Annotated in this window: 19 protein-coding genes; 10 read left to right on the top strand and 9 right to left on the bottom strand. The window is 44.8% G+C overall.

Annotation, left to right across the window (positions count from 1 at the left end):
• Positions 1 to 70: 70 nt before the first annotated feature.
• Positions 71 to 2119 (bottom strand): ABC transporter ATP-binding protein, encoded by a 2049-nt coding sequence (locus E5S67_RS01320; RefSeq protein WP_172184701.1) that lies wholly within the window; start codon positions 2117 to 2119, stop codon positions 71 to 73.
• Positions 2120 to 2566: 447 nt separating this feature from the next.
• On the opposite strand from E5S67_RS01320, the gene E5S67_RS01315 reads away from it, so the two are divergent.
• Positions 2567 to 3088: a GNAT family N-acetyltransferase gene (locus E5S67_RS01315; protein ID WP_172184699.1), complete on the top strand. Its 522-nt coding sequence runs from the start codon at positions 2567 to 2569 to the stop codon at positions 3086 to 3088.
• Between the two features lie 70 nt (positions 3089 to 3158).
• Here the strand turns inward: E5S67_RS01315 and E5S67_RS01310 are convergent, their stop codons facing one another.
• Positions 3159 to 4493 (bottom strand): tetratricopeptide repeat protein, encoded by a 1335-nt coding sequence (locus tag E5S67_RS01310; protein ID WP_172184697.1) that lies wholly within the window; start codon positions 4491 to 4493, stop codon positions 3159 to 3161.
• Positions 4494 to 4514: 21 nt separating this feature from the next.
• Between E5S67_RS01310 and E5S67_RS01305 the strand changes: the two genes are divergently transcribed.
• The 4 genes from E5S67_RS01305 to hisC all read left to right on the top strand — a co-directional run bounded on the left by E5S67_RS01305 (position 4515) and on the right by hisC (position 8650).
• A complete protein-coding gene (locus E5S67_RS01305) occupies positions 4515 to 5798 on the top strand; it encodes an esterase-like activity of phytase family protein (RefSeq protein WP_172184695.1) in 1284 nt (427 codons plus the stop codon).
• Positions 5799 to 5986: 188 nt separating this feature from the next.
• A complete protein-coding gene (locus tag E5S67_RS01300; RefSeq protein ID WP_172184693.1) occupies positions 5987 to 6841 on the top strand; it encodes an alpha/beta fold hydrolase in 855 nt (284 codons plus the stop codon).
• Positions 6838 to 7560 carry a glycerophosphodiester phosphodiesterase family protein gene (locus E5S67_RS01295; RefSeq protein ID WP_172184691.1) on the top strand — a complete coding sequence of 241 codons (723 nt, stop codon included), beginning with the start codon at positions 6838 to 6840 and terminating at the stop codon, positions 7558 to 7560. Before E5S67_RS01300 ends, E5S67_RS01295 begins: the two co-directional genes overlap by 4 nt.
• A 43-nt stretch (positions 7561 to 7603) precedes the next feature.
• Positions 7604 to 8650, top strand: coding sequence for a histidinol-phosphate transaminase (hisC, locus tag E5S67_RS01290; protein WP_172184689.1), 1047 nt, complete (start codon positions 7604 to 7606; stop codon positions 8648 to 8650).
• 89 nt (positions 8651 to 8739) lie between these two features.
• Here the strand turns inward: hisC and E5S67_RS01285 are convergent, their stop codons facing one another.
• The 7 genes from E5S67_RS01285 to E5S67_RS01255 all read right to left on the bottom strand — a co-directional run bounded on the left by E5S67_RS01285 (position 8740) and on the right by E5S67_RS01255 (position 15004).
• On the bottom strand, positions 8740 to 9207 hold the full coding sequence (locus E5S67_RS01285; RefSeq protein ID WP_172184687.1) for a PIN domain-containing protein: 468 nt from the start codon (positions 9205 to 9207) through the stop codon (positions 8740 to 8742).
• The gene (locus E5S67_RS01280) at positions 9201 to 9518 is read right to left on the bottom strand and encodes an antitoxin family protein (protein ID WP_172184685.1); all 318 of its coding nucleotides are present in this window, start codon (positions 9516 to 9518) and stop codon (positions 9201 to 9203) included. The genes E5S67_RS01285 and E5S67_RS01280 overlap by 7 nt, the downstream gene beginning before the upstream one ends.
• Positions 9519 to 9564: 46 nt before the next feature.
• Positions 9565 to 10365, bottom strand: a complete 801-nt coding sequence (locus E5S67_RS01275; RefSeq protein WP_172184683.1) for a class I SAM-dependent methyltransferase — start codon at positions 10363 to 10365, stop codon at positions 9565 to 9567.
• A 143-nt stretch (positions 10366 to 10508) separates the two neighbouring features.
• Positions 10509 to 12149 (bottom strand): 2-isopropylmalate synthase, encoded by a 1641-nt coding sequence (locus E5S67_RS01270; RefSeq protein ID WP_172184681.1) that lies wholly within the window; start codon positions 12147 to 12149, stop codon positions 10509 to 10511.
• 202 nt (positions 12150 to 12351) lie between these two features.
• Positions 12352 to 12873, bottom strand: coding sequence for a LabA-like NYN domain-containing protein (locus E5S67_RS01265; protein ID WP_006633075.1), 522 nt, complete (start codon positions 12871 to 12873; stop codon positions 12352 to 12354).
• A 333-nt stretch (positions 12874 to 13206) separates the two neighbouring features.
• Entirely contained in the window at positions 13207 to 13857 is a 651-nt protein-coding gene (locus E5S67_RS01260) for a response regulator transcription factor (protein ID WP_172184679.1), read from the bottom strand.
• A 721-nt stretch (positions 13858 to 14578) separates the two neighbouring features.
• Entirely contained in the window at positions 14579 to 15004 is a 426-nt protein-coding gene (locus tag E5S67_RS01255; protein ID WP_172184677.1) for a (2Fe-2S) ferredoxin domain-containing protein, read from the bottom strand.
• Positions 15005 to 15267: 263 nt separating this feature from the next.
• Here E5S67_RS01255 and groES point away from each other — a divergent pair, with 263 nt between their 5' ends.
• From groES to E5S67_RS01230, 5 genes are all read left to right on the top strand, one after another.
• Complete coding sequence (gene groES, locus E5S67_RS01250) at positions 15268 to 15579, top strand: co-chaperone GroES (RefSeq protein WP_006633072.1); 312 nt, start codon at positions 15268 to 15270, stop codon at positions 15577 to 15579.
• A gap of 138 nt (positions 15580 to 15717) precedes the next feature.
• Positions 15718 to 17361, top strand: a complete 1644-nt coding sequence (gene groL / locus E5S67_RS01245) for a chaperonin GroEL (protein ID WP_172184675.1) — start codon at positions 15718 to 15720, stop codon at positions 17359 to 17361.
• Between the two features lie 206 nt (positions 17362 to 17567).
• Positions 17568 to 17906 carry a flavoredoxin gene (locus tag E5S67_RS01240; RefSeq protein ID WP_216670123.1) on the top strand — a complete coding sequence of 113 codons (339 nt, stop codon included), beginning with the start codon at positions 17568 to 17570 and terminating at the stop codon, positions 17904 to 17906.
• A gap of 151 nt (positions 17907 to 18057) precedes the next feature.
• On the top strand, positions 18058 to 18318 hold the full coding sequence (locus tag E5S67_RS01235; protein WP_172184673.1) for a hypothetical protein: 261 nt from the start codon (positions 18058 to 18060) through the stop codon (positions 18316 to 18318).
• Positions 18319 to 19078: 760 nt separating this feature from the next.
• The coding region (locus E5S67_RS01230) for a hypothetical protein (RefSeq protein WP_172184671.1) at positions 19079 to 19419 on the top strand (341 nt) is incomplete at its 3' end.

Genomic DNA, 19419 nt, shown 5'->3' with positions numbered 1-19419 from the left:
GAAGCCGGGTATCTGGGGATTCGGAGAATTTTCCTTCTTCCTTCTTCCCTCTTCCTTCTTCGTTCAGATATTAACTTCCCAGCATTTGCAACTTGTACAAACTGGCATACAATCCTTCTTGCTGCAACAACTCTTCGTGGCTGCCAGACTCTACTAACTGCCCGCGTTTGAGCACTAAAATACGATCGACATTTCGGATAGTCGAGAGCCTGTGGGCAATAATAATCGCCGTTCTGTCTGCCATCAAACGCTCTAGAGCTTCTTGGATTAAAGCTTCGGTTCCCACATCCAAACTAGCCGTTGCCTCGTCTAGAACTAAAATACTGGGATTGCGAATAGCGGCGCGAGCAAACGCTAATAATTGCTTTTGTCCCCCCGAAAGATTGGTTCCCCGTTCCCGCAATTGCGTGTCATAACCTTGAGGCAACTGTTCGATTAAACGGGCAACATTTGTCTTTTCTGCTGCTGCTTGAATTTCCTCAATCGAGTAATTTTCTCCCAGGCTAATATTGCTCTTCACATCGCCAGCGAATAGAAAGCCATCTTGGATAATCACTCCTATGTGCCTGCGCAACTCTGCTTGAGGCAAATCCCGAATATCCACATGATTAACCAGAATCCGCCCTTTACTAGGTTCGTAAAGGCGACAGAGAAGACGGATAATCGAACTTTTGCCCGCACCGGTAGGGCCGACTAATGCTACTTTTTCGCCGGATTTGATGGTGAAATTGAGGTTTTGCAGGACATATTCGTCTTCTTTGTAAGCAAACCAAACGTTGTCAAATTGGATTTCTCCCGATTCAGAATTCTGCGATTTGGCATTTTCTCCCCTCCGAAGGTTGGGCGGGTTGGGGGGTAATTTGGGATTGTTAGACAATAAACGATATTCTGAACTTGCTGGATTTTGATGATTATCTGCCAATTCTCCATCGAACGGAGACAAGTTGTAAGCAGTTGCCTCTGGATGTCCAGTTATCAACAACGGTGAATAACCTGCCCTTCTTCCTTCTTCCCTCTTCCCTCTTCCTTCTTCCTTCTTCCCTCTTCCTTCTTCCTTCTTCCCGCTAGTTGGATCTTTAATTTCGATCGGTTCGTTGAGAATATCGCTAATCCGTTCGACGGCGGTAAATCCTGCTTGAATTGCCGTGAATTTCTCAGCAAATTGCCGCAGCGGATCGAAGAGACGCTGAGCAAATAAAATGAATGCAGACAGAGTACCGAAGTTAAGATTACCGGCTAAAACCCTTTGACCGCCCATCCACAAAACCCCTGCGATGGCCACTAAAGCAATCCATTCTAAAGTCGCAGATACGGCTGAGTCATAAAAGATAGTTGTGTCAACGGCTTTAATGTACCGTTTATTGGTGACCCGAAACAATTCAGAGTTGAATCTTTCGCGGCGGAATAGCTGCACTACGCCAATACCAGTCAAATTTTCTTGCAGTTGTGCGTTGAGATCGGAAAGTTCTTCTCTGGTAGTGTAATTGGCGAGGCGATATTGATACTGGAAATAAACTATGACTGCGGTAATTGGTATCATCATCAGCACCAACATTAAAGCTAGTTGCCACTGCATGGTAAACATGAAAATGGCAATTACTAAAATAGAAAATAAATCGCTGACAATGCCGATCGCTCCTGAAGAGAAAACCTCTCCCAAAGCTTCTACATCGCTGGTGAGGCGAGTCATCAGTTTGCCTACAGGAGTGCGATCGAAAAATCTCACTGCTAGCGATGTGACGTGCGTGAACAAATCATTTCTAATATCTGTAGTAATTATTTGCCCTACTTTCGTGACTAAATAGCCTTGAAGTGATTGCAGTGCCAATCTAACTGTTATAGTTAGCATGAGCAAAACTGCCAGAAGATTCAATGCAGCAGATAAAGGCAATCCCCGCAATAATTCGTAGGTAGGTTCCGAGCGAATTACCGAAATTGCCTGTCCGATGAGAATCGGTTGAACTGCTCCTGAGACTGCTAGCGGTACTAATAGTGCGATCGAAATAATCAGCAAGCGTTTGCTGCGGGTTGCGTAAGATGCCAACCTCAGAAATAACCGCCAGTCTGTTTCCTGGCCGGATTTGTTTTTGGTGTCTGTTACTGGTGAGGAAATTGTCATCCGATGTTAGATTTTAGATGTTAGATTTTAGATTGCAGAAGCTAGTATTCTGCTAAACTCCGGGGCTTTTGCTGAGAAGATCGAGCTTTTTTTTCGCTGCGCGGCTTGTAGGGCGGGCGGGCGAGATCGGTTCGCTCAGCTTTTAGCAAAAAAGCTGTACAATATAGTCCAACTAATAATTGTAGCAAATAGAGTCAGTCAAATTAGGAAATCTTCTACAGATCCAGCAAATTATCCAACCATACAGCGCTCAGTCACCCATATTTATTACAATTGCGGATACCCGCTACTTGCCACTTTATACCTTTAGACATAGAGTTGGCCACTGGTTTTATTTGCTGGCTCAAATGCTGGATTTTCAAAATGCCGTTCACTGCATTGAAGAGATTGATTCTACATTTCACCGTCGTCTTAATGAAAGTGTATTAGATTTTGTACTGATAAATTATGCACGAAATAGAGACAGCCCGATTGTATCTGAGACAATTTACGCCTGAAGATTTAGATGAGCTGTACCGTATTTACAGTGATGCAGAAATAATGAAATACCTCACAGGAGTTAAAACTAAAGAAGAAACAGCAATCGCCATTCATACCATGCTCCAACGTTGGGAACAAAACAACTTCGGAATGTGGGCTTTAGTACATAAAATAGACCGTAAATTGATCGGTCGCTGCGGACTTGCTTTTCTGGACAAAACACCGGAAGTTGAGCTTGGCTATGCGATCGACAAAGTTTACTGGAATCAAGGATTGGCGACTGAAGCATCTTTTGCTAGTCTAAATTATGGATTTCAAATATTAAACTTGGATAGAATAGTTGCGATCGCACGCCCAGAAAATATCGCCTCGCAGCGGGTGATACAGAAAGTTGGCATGAAATATGAAAAAAATGCTCGTTATTACGAAACTGATGTACTTTATTACTCTATCTCCCGAGAAACCTACGAGTCAAAAGTAATTTTGTAGGGTGTGCAATGCACACCTTACTGCATTTAAATTACTCACATTGCAATTTGTCATTATTGCCTGCAGACAACTACGAAGTTCTTTGCAATTGCTTGTTCACCTTGAGAATCTTCTTATCAAAATACTCTTGTCGGTGTCCCAATCTTTTAGCCACTTCTAACCCTTTTTGATAGGCTTCCAAAGCTTTATCGTAAGCCGTCATCTCTTGATAAACTTGACCGATATTGTCGTAAGCATTCATCAATCCGTAAAAATTGTAAGCCCGCTCTTCTAACAGCAACTGCATTTGATAAATCCGCAAAGTCGGCTCCCACTGCTTTTGCGCTCGGTAAAGCAATGCTAATTTATCCAAAGCTTCGCTAGCCTGAGCATACTGTTGAATGGGGACGGCTAAATTGTATGCTTCCTGATAGTATTGAGCTGCTAAATTGATTTGACCTATGGTTTGGTAATCGCTGGCGATCGCAATTTTGAGCGGTGGTATAGCGCTGGGATTTTGTAAGTTAAGATACACTGATGCTAGTTTTTCCCTGGCTGCGATCGCTTTTAGGGGTTGTTTCGACTGCTGGTAAACGTAGGCCAATTGTCTCAGAGTATCTACCTCAGTTGGAGGAGTTACAGGCTGCGGCGGCGCGCCGTTTCCCGCAACTACAGCAGAATTTGGCACAGCAGAATTAGCAGCAAATAAAGCGCGGTTTTCCTGAATTAAAGTTGCCAATTCCTCATACACGGGAGCAGCTTTATCGTAACTCAACCAATTGATGTGAATTAGCCCGATCGCCTTCAAAATCTGACCTTGAGCCAAGATATCTTCGTTTTGGCGCGCATTTTCGAGAATTTCTTGGTAAACTTCTACAGTCGGGCCTTTAGCGCGCACCTGCTGAAAAGCCGCAACCAAGGTGGGGAGCAACTCAGTATTAAGTGGTACTTGGGATTTGACTTGTTTTTGAATTGCTTGCAACCGTTTGGTAATAAGCTGTAGTTCGAGGTTTTTACCGTTACTCCAAGCAACACTTCCCACCCTACTCAAAGCAGCAATTTCCGCCGCCGGGCCCAGATACCTCCGCAGCCGCAATTCTCGGAACCAAATTTCAAAAGCACCCGCGCCGTCTCCAGCTTGCAGTTTAGCCGCTGCTTCTAAGTTTAACTCTTCCAAAGCCCCTGTCAGTTCCTCCCGCTGAGTGCTGCTCAAAGATTCATTAGCGGGAGTTAGGGGATCGGGTGTGGTAATTTCTAGAGGATTAGGAGAAAATTGATCGAGGCCTGGTGGATTAGTTTGGGCGCTAGCAATCGAACCAGCACACAGCCACAAGAAAAGCAAGCACCCAATTGGCACAGAACTTCTCATTCTCAAAATTTGGTTGCCGCGATTCGGCATTACTTCTGGAAACATCAAGTTTTGCATATCTACAAAACGGTATAAATTATGTCACAAAGATGGCACAAAAGCAAACAGTTCAACAAGAGCAACAACAAAAAAATTACCGCACTGAGCAATTATTGGGATTTAAAGGCGCTGGGCGATCCTCTTCGAGGGCTTCGCCAACGTATTTTACGCTTATTCAGTCTAGCCCTAATTCTCTTAACTGTTTGCACAGCTTGCGCCCCCCCTCCCGCAGTTGCAAAAGACCGCTCTTTTCCAGAAATGTCTCTAGAATTTTTGGGCGAGTACCAATTGCCAAAAATCAATTTTGAAGGAGTACCGGTCGGCGGTTTGTCAGGAATTACCTACGACCCGAAAGGTATTAGCGCGGTCACTTCCAAAGCTTATCGCTTTTACGCTCTTTCCGACGACCCCAGCGAAAACGGAGAAGCGAGATTTTACAGCCTCCGACTCGACCTCACATCAAGTGACCCAGCAAATATTGGCCTAAAAAAAGTTACCGTTGAAGGTGTTACCTCCCTCAAAAAAGCAGACGGTGAAACCTTCTCTTGGGGTTCCATCAATCCCGAAGGCATCGCCCTTTCTCCCCGCAACTCAGTATTTGTCGCCAGCGAAGGCGTTACTCATGTTGGTATCCCTCCTTTTCTCGGTGAATTTGACCTCAAAACAGGGCAAATGCGGGGACAATTGCCGATACCAAAGCGCTATATTCCCGATGCCAGCGATGAAAAACAGCAGCAAGGAGTGGTGGACAATTTAGGTTTTGAATCTTTAACCATCGACCCAGAAACTTTTAGTCCGGGCGGTCTCGATCCGTTTCGTTTGTTTGCAGCTACGGAAGCGCCGTTAATGCAAGATTTAGACCCGGAACAGGCAAGCAAAATCCGTCTTTTACATTATATCATCGTCGATAAAACGCCGCAATTAGTCTCAGAAAATCTTTACAAGCTCGACCAAGTTCCCATGACTATTTTGAACGGTTTAACAGAATTAGTAACTGTCGGTGGCGGTCAGATTCTGAGTTTAGAACGTTCTTTTGGGCTGTCGGGATACAGCGCTAGGATTTATCAATTAGCGGTTGGGGCGGCTACAGATACTTCGAGAATCCAGAGTTTTAAAGGGCGAGTGGCAATGGTCGAACCTGTTAAGAAAAAGTTGCTGCTAGATTTAAGCGAACTCGGAATTCCCCTGTACAATTTAGAAGGGATGACCCTCGGCCCGCGCTTGCCAGATGGCAGCCAAAGTCTAGTTTTGGTCAGCGATGACAATTTTGATGAAGCGCAGAAAACTCAGTTTATATTGTTGAGTTTGAAGGGCAAAGGTTAAGTCAGAAGGGCGGGCTAGAAGCCCACCCCATAAACAGAAGACTTATTCTTTGTGAAATAAGCCGGAAAGCCTGTTTAAGAAAACAGTCCAATAAACTCCACTCTTTGTGGAACAGGCATCTTGCCTGTTAATAAAAATAGTATAAATGAGGTTAAATTAAGTTTATTCAACTATAAAATACCCTAATCATGCCAACTCGTAAGACTTTGCACTTACCAGAAATCGAACTTTCATACCTAGAATGGCAGCCAGAAACTGGGAAAGAAAAATCTCCCCGTTTGCTGCTGCTGCACGGTTTAGCAGATAGTGCGTGTGTCTGGAGTAGCTTGGGCCATTACTTGTCCAACCGCTATCATATTGTAGTGCCAGATATGCGCGGTCACGGAGAAAGTAGCAAACCGAAAACAGGCTATACTTTTGAAAGTGCGATCGCAGATTTAGAAGCTTTGATGGCACATCTCAACTGGCCAGACGCCCACATTTTAGGACATTCTTGGACGGGAAAACTAGCAGCGATTTGGGCGAGGCAAAATCCCGATCGCTTTTGCAGTATGATTTTAGTAGACCCAATCTTCATCACAAAACTGCCCGCCGCCATTAAACTCACTCTGCCAATTGTTTACCGAAAATTAGACTGTCTCAAATGTGTGGGCCCATTTGCGACTTTATCCCAAGCAGAAGCAGCAGCAAAACAATCGCGAGAATACGCAGATTGGAGTGACGTGCAGCAAATGGTATTCCAACACCAAATCGAACAAAAATCCGACGGAACTTGGGGCAGTAAATTTGCGATTGCAGCCCGAAATCAGATATTTGCAGAAGTGATGAAAGTTGCCGGTTTAACAGAAAATATTGATATCCAGACTTTGTTTGTACAGCCGGAAAAAGGCGTAAATCGCATGGATTGGCAAATGCAGCCATACAAAAGATACTTGAAAAATCTTACCGTTGCAAAAGTACCGGGGAATCACTGGTCTTTTTTGACTCAACCGGAAACTTTTAATCAAACTGTGGCAGATTTTTTAGAGGGCACAAGACAGTGAATTTAGAAATTATCGCACATCGGGGATTTTCGGCGATCGCCCCCGAGAATACTTTAGCAGCTTTTGAACTGGCGATCGCCCGTGGAGCTCATTCGATCGAATTTGACATCCAGCTATCCGCCGACAACGTATCAGTGATTTTTCACGACGCCACATTAGATAGAATCACTGGAGTTTCTGGCAAAGTTAGGGAAAAAACTCTGTCTGAATTGCAAACACTTAATGCGGGAAAATGGTTTAGCGATGAATTTTCACAACAAAAAATTCCTACCTTAAAAGAATCATTAGCTATCCTCAAAAATGTTGACAAATTTCTTTACTTTGATGTCAAACCTCACTGCGAGTGGTCTGATGCAGATGTCGCGGATTTTGTCAATACTTTGAAGGGGGAAAAAATCCAACACAAATGCGTTATTACTTCCTTTAACGATGGATTTCTGGAACAAGTGCGGCGGCTATCTGGCGATTTGGCGATCGGACACATTGTTGCTAATCTAGAAGCGTACAAAACTCAATTTGCTCAAGCTGTGGCGCATCGGGATAATTTGATTAGCAGCCAGTACCGCGTGTTGCTGGAAAACCCCGCACTAATTCAAGAAAGCCGGAGTCAGGGAGTTGACATTGTGGCCTGGACGGTGGACGATCGAGCGGATATGCAAAAGTTAATTGATTTGGGTATCACGCGGATAGTCACTAATTGTTTGATACGATCTTTTTAACCGCCGATGAAGGCAGATAAACGCAGATAAACGCAGATAATAGATGAATTACTTTCGCAAAAGCATCCACGAAATGTCTGGCTATGTGCCGGGAGAACAGCCACCGCTAGGCACAAAAATTATTAAACTAAATTCTAATGAAAATCCCTATCCGCCTTCTCCCAAAGCCTTAAAAGTGCTTCAGGAAATAGACGGAGAAATGCTGCGGCGCTATCCAGATCCAACTGGCAAAAGTTTCCGCATTGCTGCTAGTAAAGTTTTTGGAGTTGCTGACGATTGGATTGTTGTAGGTAACGGCAGCGACGATTTATTAAACTTGATAGTTCGCGCTGTGGGCGAATCAGGGAAACAGATTGTTTGTCCCGCGCCAACCTATGTATTGTACCGCACTTTGGCAGAAATTCAAGATGCAGAATTTGTTGAAGTTCCTTATCCCGACGACTACAAGTTACCAGTCGATTTGCTAATAGCAGCCCGAGGTGCTGTGACATTTGTAGCTTCGCCAAACAGTCCATCGGGAACAGCCATATCTGTTGCAGATTTGGAGAAACTGGCTAAAGAGTTATCGGGCATTCTTGTGATCGACGAAGCTTATGTAGATTTCGCCGAAGACAATGCTTTGAACTTGACAAAAAAGTACAGTAATGTTATTATTTTGAGGACGCTTTCAAAAGGTTATTCCCTGGCAGGATTGAGGCTGGGTTTTGGCATAGCAAATCCGGCGCTGCTGGCAGAATTAAATAAAATCAAAGACAGCTATAATGTGGATGCTTTAGCCTATGCAGTGGGGGCGGCTGCGATCGCCGATCGAGACCACAAAACAGCCAACGCCGAAAAGATTAAGGCTTCGCGAGCAAAACTAGCCGTTAGCTTCAAGGAATTAGGCTTTGACGTTTGGCCCTCGCAAACCAACTTTTTGTTAGTTAGGCCACCAAACGGCGATGCAGAAAGAATTTATCAAACACTGAAAGTACGGGGAATATTGATTCGATACTTCAATCAGCCGCGATTAGAAGACAAATTGCGGATTAGTGTAGGTACGGAGGAACAAAATCAAATATTGGTTAAAACTTTGAAAGAAATCTTATAAATAACGATCGCACTAAAAGTAGTTTCTAGTGATGACTTTAGTCCTCTAATTTTTATGAGGACTTGCATTCCTCACTATCAACAGCTTGATTACGGATAATTATTAGGATTATCTGTCGTCAACCCTTCCGACTGAGCAATATCCAGCAATCTGTTGTCCGCCGAAACAAAAATTAGTTGAGTTTCTGGCATTGACATGAGCAGAGATTTAACGTACAAACCAGACGCCAACTGCACAGCATCATAAGCGCGCCAAGGGTATTGCACAACCAATTGACCGGCACTTTCAATCAACGCTTGGTCAACTTCAATGATTCGATACTTGGTATCGAATTCATTGCGAAACTTTTGCAAAATTATGTCAAGTTCACCAGCAGACATACTCCCCTCCCGCTGACGACGCGACAAGGCGCTGTGTAACTCCACCCATGTAATCTGGCTAATAGTTAAATCGTTATTTGCAGCCACATCAGTAATCGATTGAATCCAATTACTCCCTGTTTCAGGCACGTAACCTTTGACCAAAGCACTGGTATCTAGAAAATAAGTATTTACCACGGGCCGCGATCCTCTATAACTATTTCAGAGACAGGTGTCCCCGGTCTTCCCTTCAGTTCTTCAAACAATTCGCGCCATTTCTCTTCACGTCGTGCTAATTCAACAGGATCGAGCTTACCCTGTTTCTTTGGCAAACGCACCAATCCTCGTACATCCATCAACTTAATCGCCTTTTCGCGATCGCCCTTAAGTTCTTCCGGCGAAACTTCCGCTACAATTGTGATTTGCACAGTTTCCCCATCATTCAATAACAAAGGGATCAAGGGACGAAAAACCCCGTTTTCGTAGATAGCCGTAATAGTTTCTGGCATAATTACCCTCTTAATTAAATGTTTTGACTTATTGTACTTCTTTTAATTACTTCGTTGCCACCACAGCCAAATTCCAAGCCAAGCGCTTCATCAAAGGCAACTTTTTCAAAAATCCATCCAACTCTTCTAACCGAGAGTATTCCGGTTTCAATCTATCTTGTTCAATGATAATCTTTTTCCAATAACGCTCCTCATTTGGATGCACTTTTTCTATCAAATAAAAGCGCAAAAAAACCCAAAGCGATGTCAGCCAAAACGTATCATAAGCCGTCTCCGAAAACAAAGACTGGACAAAATTTACAATATTAATATCCAAAGGAGTTTCATCCTCCGTCCGCACCTCAGTAGCCATCCTGCGGTAAACATTAATCACGGGATTGTGCTTCATCGGGTCCCAAAAACAAGCTTTTCCCCCAGGCTTTAGGACGCGGTGCATTTCGCGAATTGCCTTTTCTGGTTCCGGTAAATGGTGCAACAAATTAGAAGCATAAACAATATCAAAACTATTGTCCGGGAAATCCATCGCCATTGCATTTACAGTGCAGCCCTCTATTTTGACGCCGTTTTTATGGGCCAATTTCAGAGCAACTTCTACCATGCCCTGAGAATAGTCGGCCGCCACACAGTTTGCACCTTTTTTAGCAAAATAAACGCTATTTTCTCCAGCGCCGCAGCCTAAATCTAAGAGGCGTTTGCCTGTAATATCGCCCATTTGCTGGACGATAAATCTATTTTCTGGGGCGGTACAAGCTTCAAAGTAATCATTGACTCGAATGCCGTCTATATCGATTGTGGATGCCCAAGCATCGTGGAATTGCCGCTCTTTTTTTAAAGTTTCGTCTTGCATTTTTCAAGAGTTTGTTATTGGTAAAATAAATTAATTTTAAACCGCAGATGAACGCGGATTAACGCAGATTTATTGAGATATATCTGCTGTTATGTGCGTTCGTCTGCGGTTTGTTTCAAAAAAAATGGCTGACAAGAAATTTATCAGCGCTGTGCTTTTGCAACAACTTGATTTCCGATCTGAGTTGGCTGTTCTGAGGATTTTTCAGGATTAGACTGCAATGCCTGATACAGGCGATTTAAAGCGCTGATGTATGCTTCTGCGGACGCTACGATAATGTCGGTATTTGCTGAGTGACCGGAAAATACTTTGCCTTCGTGGCGCAAGCGAATTGTTACTTCCCCGATCGCATCAATTCCCGCTGTTACCGATTGTACAGAAAACTCGATCAACTCGTTGGGTACGTTTACCACGCGGTTAATTGCCCTGTAAATCGCATCCACAGGCCCGGTGCCGATCGCAGCATCGGTCAATTCTTCGCCCGCCGGAGTCCGCACGGTTACGGTTGCTGTCGGGCGAGATTTGTCGCCGCAGGAAACCTGCACCAATTCTAACCGGAACAGTTCCGGTGCTTGGTGCACTTCGTTATTGGCGATCGCCTCTAAATCCCAATCAGTAATCTCTTTTTTCTTGTCTGCCAAATCTTTAAACTTGACAAAAGCCTTATTTAGCTCATCGTCTGCCATTTCAAAACCCAACTCTTTCAAGCGAGTGTGAAAAGCGTGGCGGCCGGATAATTTGCCCAAGACGATTTGATTTTCCGTCAAGCCGATCGACTCAGCGTCCATAATCTCGTATGTCCGCTTATTTTTCAGCACCCCGTCTTGGTGAATTCCCGACTCGTGAGCGAAAGCATTTGCCCCGACAATCGCCTTATTTGGCTGCACCAACATCCCCGTCAAATTGGAAACCAAGCGCGAAGTTTTGTAAATTTGGCGCGAGTCAATATTTGTCAGCGGTTCCTCAGAATCCGCAGCCCGGCCCAAGAACGGATTATAATATTGGCGCCGCACGTAAAGGGCCATTACCAACTCTTCCAGAGCTGCATTTCCCGCCCGTTCGCCAATTCCGTTAATCGTGCATTCTAACTGTCTGGCGCCATTTTTCACGGCTTCCAAAAAGTTAGCAACAGCCAATCCTAAATCATTGTGACCGTGAACCGAAATAATTGCGCGATCGATATTCGGCACATTTTCCTTAATTCCGCGAATCAAAGCCCCAAATTCGCTGGGAGTCGTGTAGCCTACAGTATCGGGAATATTAACAGTAGTCGCACCGGCTGCGATCGCCCGTTCCAGAACCTGATACAAAAACTCCGGTTCCGATCGGCAAGCATCTTCCGGAGAAAACTCCACATCATTCACAAAAGACTTAGCGTAAGCCACCATTTCCGGCACAATTTCCAGAATCTCAGCCCGCGTCTTTTTCAACTTATGTTCCAAGTGAATATCAGACGTAGCCAGAAACGTATGAATTCGCGCATTGGCGGCTGGTTTCAGAGCCTCTGCTGCTCTTTTAATATCCGGCTTTCTCGCCCGTGCTAAACCGCAAATTGTCGGCCCATGTTCCGTGCCAACCGATCGGGCTATTTTTTGGACTGCCTCAAAATCTCCCGTGCTGGTGAAAGGGAAACCCGCTTCAATCACATCCACGCCCAATCTCGCTAACTGGCGAGCGATCGTCAGCTTTTCATCCACATTCAGAGATGCACCCGGAGATTGTTCTCCGTCCCGCAAAGTCGTATCGAAAATAATAATCCGGTCTTGACTTGGTTGAGTTTTCATAGCTTTAAAAAAGTGTTTTCCTGATTTTTACTTGTCCGTTTTTCTGGGTTTTTAGCCCCCAGTCACCAGTTTTGTGTCTCGCGCCAATAACTAATAATTAATAACCCATAACCCATAACTAATGACTGCTGACTAATGACTAATGACTAATGACTAATGACTGCTGACTAATGACTAATGACTAATGACTAATGACTAATGACTAATAATCCATTTTCTCGATATGTTCCCTAATTTCATTTAGGTCTATATACCTATCTGTAGCATTTCGTAACTCTCTAGCAATCATTCCTTCGGTTGATACCACAGTAATATGAGTATTTTTAGATCGCAACAGCTCGATCGCCCGCTCAAAATCCCCATCCCCGCTAAACAGCACAACTTGGTCGTACTGATCCACCGTATTAAACATATCAACAACAATCTCAATGTCTAAATTAGCCTTTTGAGAATATCTGCCCGAAGCATCATCGTAATATTCCTTAAGAATCTTAGTGCGAACCGTGTAACCCAGACTGATCAAGGCATCTCGAAATCCCCTTTGATCTTGCGGGTCTTTCAGACCCGTATACCAGAAAGCATTGATCAAGATGACATTCGGCTGCGAAGTTTTGAAATATTCGAGCACCCTGCGAGGATCAAAAAACCAACCGTTCTTTTGTTGAGCGTAGAACATATTGTTCCCGTCCACAAAAATAGAAAGGCGGTTCATTAAGTTTGTCATAGAAACTTAGACCTAATAATTGTAGAAAGAAGTTAATCTAAATATCACATTTTAGCAACATGGAGCTAACTGAGGCAATAGATTAGACTTCAGAAAACTCCATCCCCCCAGTATTTCATATTTTAGGCTCTACCGCCAGAGGGCTCTTTTAACCCTGCTTGGATTCGATCGAGCGGCCCTCACAAACCAGACGCCCAGTAACTCAATACCGGCTGCCCTGTCCAGGTTAATGGGGCTTCAAACTACCGCCGTACCGCCGTACCGCCCAGCAGGCATACCGAAGCGCATAGCACTGGCTTTTGCTCCCCTGATTTGATAGCAGAGTACCTCAGCTCAAGCCTTTTTGCTTTCAAGGGCCCAGCGAGCTAACTCTGTCCGGTTGTGCAGACCTGTTTTGCCCAGCATATTGCTGACGTGGCTCTCTATAGTCCGCTGGCTGACATTCATCACGTCTGCGATCTGTCGGTTTGCCATACCCTGCGCTAGCAACTGTACCACCTTTAACTCAGTGGGAGTCAATTCGACATTGCGGCGCGCCTTAATTTTTGGGCCGCTCTCAATACCTGGATTTGAGTGACGAATCAAGCGGGAGGCTGCTTTCAGAGAAGATTCTACTTGGGCTACCAGTTCTTCTGGTTCAAAAGGCTTGACTATATAAACGTCAGCCCCAGTGCTCAAGCCTTTTACTCGGTCTGAACTTTGACCTTTGGCGGACAAGAAAAGAACCGGAATCCAGCTCGTGCGCGGGTCTTCTCTGATGTATTTGACTAAAGTGTACCCGTCCATTTCCGGCATCATCACATCGCATATGATCAAATCGGGGACTTCTTGTTCGAGCTTTTCTAGAGCGTCTCTGCCGTTTTCTGCTGTAATGACGTTGTAACCACGAAACTCCAAGTAATCCTTGACTAGCAAGATTAAGTTCGGGTCGTCGTCAACCAGCATCAGCCGTTTTTGATCTCCTGAATTATTGTCTTTTGTCATGTTTATTCCCGCTAAAGTATCCCGCTCGCTTCCTTGTTTTCACTCGTGTTTTTTCCGTCACTCCGCCAACACCCCGGCTGGGGGTGGAGGACTGCCGTCGGGTGAAACGATCGCCCTCAGGGGAAAGCAGGGCGGGTGTTACCGCTTCCCAACCAGCGATCGACGCCCGTTTGTGAATGTCTTGCGACTAGGAACGGAGCCAAAACCTATAAGGTACATCTTCACAAAAGCCTGTCAATGGCAGGCATTTTGCCTGCCCCACCAGAGTTATTGGAGATGTCTAATGGACGAATATCGCCCGTTGTCACTATCGGTCTTGATTGATTGGAGACTCTCTGGGAGAGCCCAAGTTAAATATTTAATCTCGATCGGTTTAATTGGTTGATGCCCCAGTTTTAAATGATACTTCTGATATAGAGAAATTTAAGCAGACTCCCTACTTACGTATTTAACTGTTTCTAGTGTAGTTTGGCAAATTGCTTAGTGTCGGCCACTGAGAAACTTTTGCACAAAATTTCACACTTTCTCCGATCGATTTTTTTGGGCGTACCTTTTGAGCAACACCAGCGACAAGCCAAGCCCGACTACCAAGACAACCTAAACTACAGTTTTTTTGCTCTGTAGCAGGTGCGATCGCCTGGGAGCTCAACGGTCTAAAATTCTCACCTTTAACCTAAAACTTAACATTTCAGTATAACTTTGTACTTTAACATCGCTATACTTAAATGTTTGGCTCTGCCTCAGGAGGCACAGGCAAAGGATGAGTCAAGAAAGCGTATTCTTGAACGACCTTTGAGTTTAGAAGATGTTCCTGAATAATTCTCTCAATGACGGGGGGAGTAACGTCGCGGTACCACACTCCGTCTGGATAGACTACCACGATCGGGCCAGACGCGCACACTCGCAGGCAATTGGCTTTCGTGCGAAAGACGCAAGTTGGTCGATCGGCACTTGGCTTGTCCAACCCCAATTCTTGCAAGCGTTTTTTTAAGTAATTCCACGCCTCCAGACTGGTTTGCCGATCGCAGCACTTGGGCACGGTTTGGTCGGCACAGATAAAAATATGCCGCTCGATTTTAGCGAGGCCAAGGCTTTGGACGCAAGCGCTCAAGCCTTGGCTGCAATATTCCTCGTTAGGTTCAAGCATTTTATTCATTTGTCAACAGTAATTGGTTAGCGAGCAAAAGTCATCACCACAGCCCCCACTCCCCCCTACCCCTCTCCTAGGCTCCCACTCATTCTCGGTTCGGGAACCCGTACTGACAACTAAGTTGCGATCGCCCCTTTCTAGAGCTAAATTAGCACTCAGGAGTCGAGAGTGCTAATATGTCAGTTGTAAGCAGTCGGCTGTTGCTTTTATAGCGACCCTGACGGCTGACTGACTAGGATCTGTAATCTGGAGATTTATTTATGGCAGCAGTATCACTGAGTGTTTCTACCGTTAAACCGTTAGGCGAGCGCGTGTTCGTGAAAGTAAGCGCTAGCGAAGAAAAAACCGCCGGCGGCATTCTTCTGCCCGACACAGCGAAAGAAAAGCCCCAAGTAGGCGAAGTCGCGGCCGTGGGCCCCGGCAAGCGCAACGACGACGGCAGCCGCACTGAAATGGAAGTAAAAGTCGGCGACAAAGTTCTCTACTCGAAATACGCCGGCACCGACATCAAACTCGGCACCGACGAATACGTCTTACTAGCCGAAAAAGACATTCTGGCGATCGTTAACTAATTAATCATTAGTCATCAGTCCTTAGTCATCAGTCATTAGTTTAAAGCGAACGCCGCCAAACAACTAATGACACGGGACAAATGACTAAAATCCATCATCCCCAATCCAAAATCTCAAACCTTCTCATCCCCAAAAACTATGGCTAAGCGTATCATCTACAACGAAAATGCACGTCGCGCCCTCGAACGCGGTATGGACATTTTGGCCGAAGCAGTGGCCGTAACCCTCGGCCCCAAAGGCCGTAACGTGGTTCTCGAAAAGAAATTCGGAGCTCCTCAGATCGTCAATGACGGCGTTACCATCGCCAAAGAAATCGAACTAGAAGACCACGTAGAAAATACAGGCGTTGCTCTAATTCGTCAAGCTGCTTCCAAAACCAACGACGCAGCAGGCGACGGTACCACCACTGCTACCGTGCTCGCCCACGCAATGGTCAAAGAAGGCCTGCGTAACGTAGCAGCCGGCGCAAATGCGATCGCCCTCAAGCGCGGTGTTGACAAAGCAACCACGTTTTTGGTAGAAAAAATTGCCGAACACGCCAAACAAGTAGAAGATTCCAAAGCCATCGCTCAAGTCGGCTCCATCTCTGCTGGTAACGACGATGAAGTCGGTCAAATGATTGCTAACGCAATGGACAAGGTGGGCAAAGAAGGCGTGATTTCCCTGGAAGAAGGGAAGTCTATGACCACCGAATTGGAAATCACCGAAGGGATGCGCTTTGACAAAGGCTACATTTCTCCCTACTTCGTCACCGACACCGAACGGATGGAAGCGATTCTAGAAGAACCCTTCATCTTGCTGACAGACAAGAAAATCGCTCTGGTACAAGATTTAGTACCTGTGCTCGAACAAGTAGCCCGTTCCGGCCGCCCGCTGTTGATCATTGCAGAAGACATTGAGAAAGAAGCTTTAGCTACCCTCGTTGTCAACAAACTGCGCGGTGTGTTGAACGTGACTGCTGTTAAAGCACCCGGTTTTGGCGATCGACGCAAAGCCATGTTAGAAGATATCGCCGTATTGACCGGCGGTCAACTAATCACCGAAGACGCCGGTTTGAAACTGGAAAATACCAAGCTCGACATGATCGGCAAAGCCCGCCGCATCACCATCACTAAAGACAGCACCACAATTGTTGCTGAAGGTAACGAAGTCGCCGTCAAGTCCCGCTGCGAACAAATTCGCCGTCAAATGGACGAAACCGAGTCTTCCTACGACAAAGAAAAGCTGCAAGAACGTTTGGCCAAATTGGCTGGTGGCGTCGCAGTGATCAAAGTCGGCGCGGCTACCGAAACAGAAATGAAGGATCGCAAACTGCGTCTTGAAGATGCGATCAACGCTACCAAAGCTGCTGTAGAAGAAGGAATTGTTCCTGGCGGCGGTACAACTTTGGCTCACCTGACTCCTCAATTGGAAGAGTGGGCTAACAGCAGCCTGAAGGGCGAAGAATTGACCGGTGCTTTGATTGTGGCACGGGCTCTGGCTGCTCCTCTGAAGCGGATTGCTGAAAATGCAGGTTTGAACGGCGCTGTGATTGCTGAGCGCGTCAAAGAAAAGCCGTTTAACGTCGGTTTCAACGCAGCGACAAATGAGTTTGTCGATATGTTTGAAGCTGGTATCGTTGACCCCGCGAAGGTGACTCGTTCTGCTCTGCAAAATGCCGCATCTATTGCTGGTATGGTGCTGACAACCGAGTGCATCGTCGTTGACAAGCCCGAACCGAAGGACGGCGCTGCTGCTGCTGGCGCTGGCGGCGGCATGGGCGGCGGCGACTTCGATTACTAATTTATCGATCGTTTGATGGGGCGGGCTTTAGGGCCCGCCCTGTTATATTGATAACGGTTTTTAGTGTTATGTATAAATTTAACTCTGAAAAACAATTAATTGAAATTATTTTTAGATAAATTAAATTAATTATGTTTTTACTCAAAACGCAAGGTCACAACCTAATGGCCAAACCCTGCGTTTATATAAAAACTAGGAATTTTAAAATGGCTAAAACAAATGTGGAGATAATTCCCAACGAAGCCTTAGTAGTTCGTGGTGGTCGTAATCATCCAGAAGATATTCAACGTGCCATAGGAACCCACCCGAGCGGCATCACGGGAATTTCTGTAGAATGTGCAGTAGAATTGTCTGTAACAGAATTAGCATTAGCAATCCCTCACAGACAAGTGGGTGTTACCACAGTGGCTAAAGTTCGCTCGGAAGGTGGAGATGTCATCCGTACTTCTGGCAGAAGTTTAAATCATGCAACTCTCACTGGCTTAACACCAGAAAAAGCAAGTCTTCTGCTGATACCAACGATTCCTAACCCATCTGGGATTTAGGCAACTGGCACATAGATTAGGGTGCGTCAGACCCTCAAACCCTGGTTAGATTAATCCATCACTTCGTCTGACGCACCCTACAAGCTCATCTAAGTGAGTCAGTTGCGTAAATCTCCCCATCAAATAATTCATCTTAAGTGTAGTAATAAATATGAGTTCTCCTAGAATCTTTGCAGACTTTCATAATGCTGATAAACAGAGTCGCCTTCGTCTGAATTGTGTTGGTACAATTGAAGATTTGAGCCACCAAAATATTAAATTGCAAAATGGTCAACTGCTCACCCTCTATAGCGAAGAATTAGAAGTGGATGGCGTAGTGCAATATTCTGAGGAGGAAAGTCTTTGGGTTGCAGCAATTGATTGGGAGCAAATTAGACAAGTAGAGGATATCCTTCTTCAAGCAACCGTGTAGTTAAGTATTGCTAAATATTCGTTCTTGGGAAGGCAACTATCATAAATTTATCATTTAAAGATTTAAGGTTTATTATAGAAGCCCTTGAACATCAAATTAATGCTTATCAAGAACATTTGCAAGTAATTAAAGATATAGAATAGGATGAGGATGAGGCTGCGGATCTAGGGAATGATATTAAATTTTTAGAGCTTCTCCACGCAGACATGACGATAACTTTAAAGCAGAATACTTCAGTCAAACCTTTAAGTTCGGATGATAGTTCTTCGCCTGGTCAAAAAGATAAGTCTTCAGAAGCTTCCAAAGACTTATCTTTTGAATAATTACTGAAAGTAACGCTTAAGTTGTCACTTAGCGAACGATTATTCCTAGTATAGGCGATTACCGCATCTGTGCATCAGGAAGTCACAATAAGCAAATAATCAGCCAATTACAGGAGCTTCAGAACTGGAGTTTAGACTAAAAGCGATATGAGAGAACGCAAATCAAATGGAATTAGAGATTAAAAATATTATCTTTTCAGCCTCAAAGCATCCGCGACCTTTAACAATTTTGTAGTATATCTGCTTCTAGTATAATACAATAATGATAATCATGAAAAGGGTGGGAGAGAAACGAGTGTCGCTCGTTTCTCTCCCACCCCCATATTCGATTATCATTATCAGATGGGGAACGATCAAGAAAAAAAGGGGTGTCTGATTGAATACAGCCCCCTTGTGGCAGAAAGTGAGAAAAGAACTACAATTACTCACCTGCCAACATGAAAAATGCCAGACTTGAAGAGTTTCGTCAAGTAGCTTACAAATATTTAGGTAGAGCTAAAGATGCGACGTTTGAATTAACAGATGCCATATTGCTGACTCGCAATGTTTATTCCTTAGCAGATTTATCCTTATCACCAGTATTTAGACGCAAGTGGTCAAGTATTTATGAAGCGCTACAAGATAGTAGACCGCAGCGGCAGAAATTGATGCAGCTATATATCAAACAGATACCAGCAGAGGGACGACCCTTGTTAGCAGGAGATCACACAAACTGGTCACGCCCGGATGCAGTAACGCTACAAGAGAGGACTTATGAACATAGTGGCACGTCTATAGC

The sequence above is a fragment of the Microcoleus asticus IPMA8 genome (assembly GCF_013179805.1).
Lineage (GTDB): Bacteria > Cyanobacteriota > Cyanobacteriia > Cyanobacteriales > Microcoleaceae > Microcoleus > Microcoleus asticus.
The sequence above is the reverse complement of the archived record's forward strand: the minus strand, read 5'-3'. Positions and strand labels throughout refer to the sequence as shown.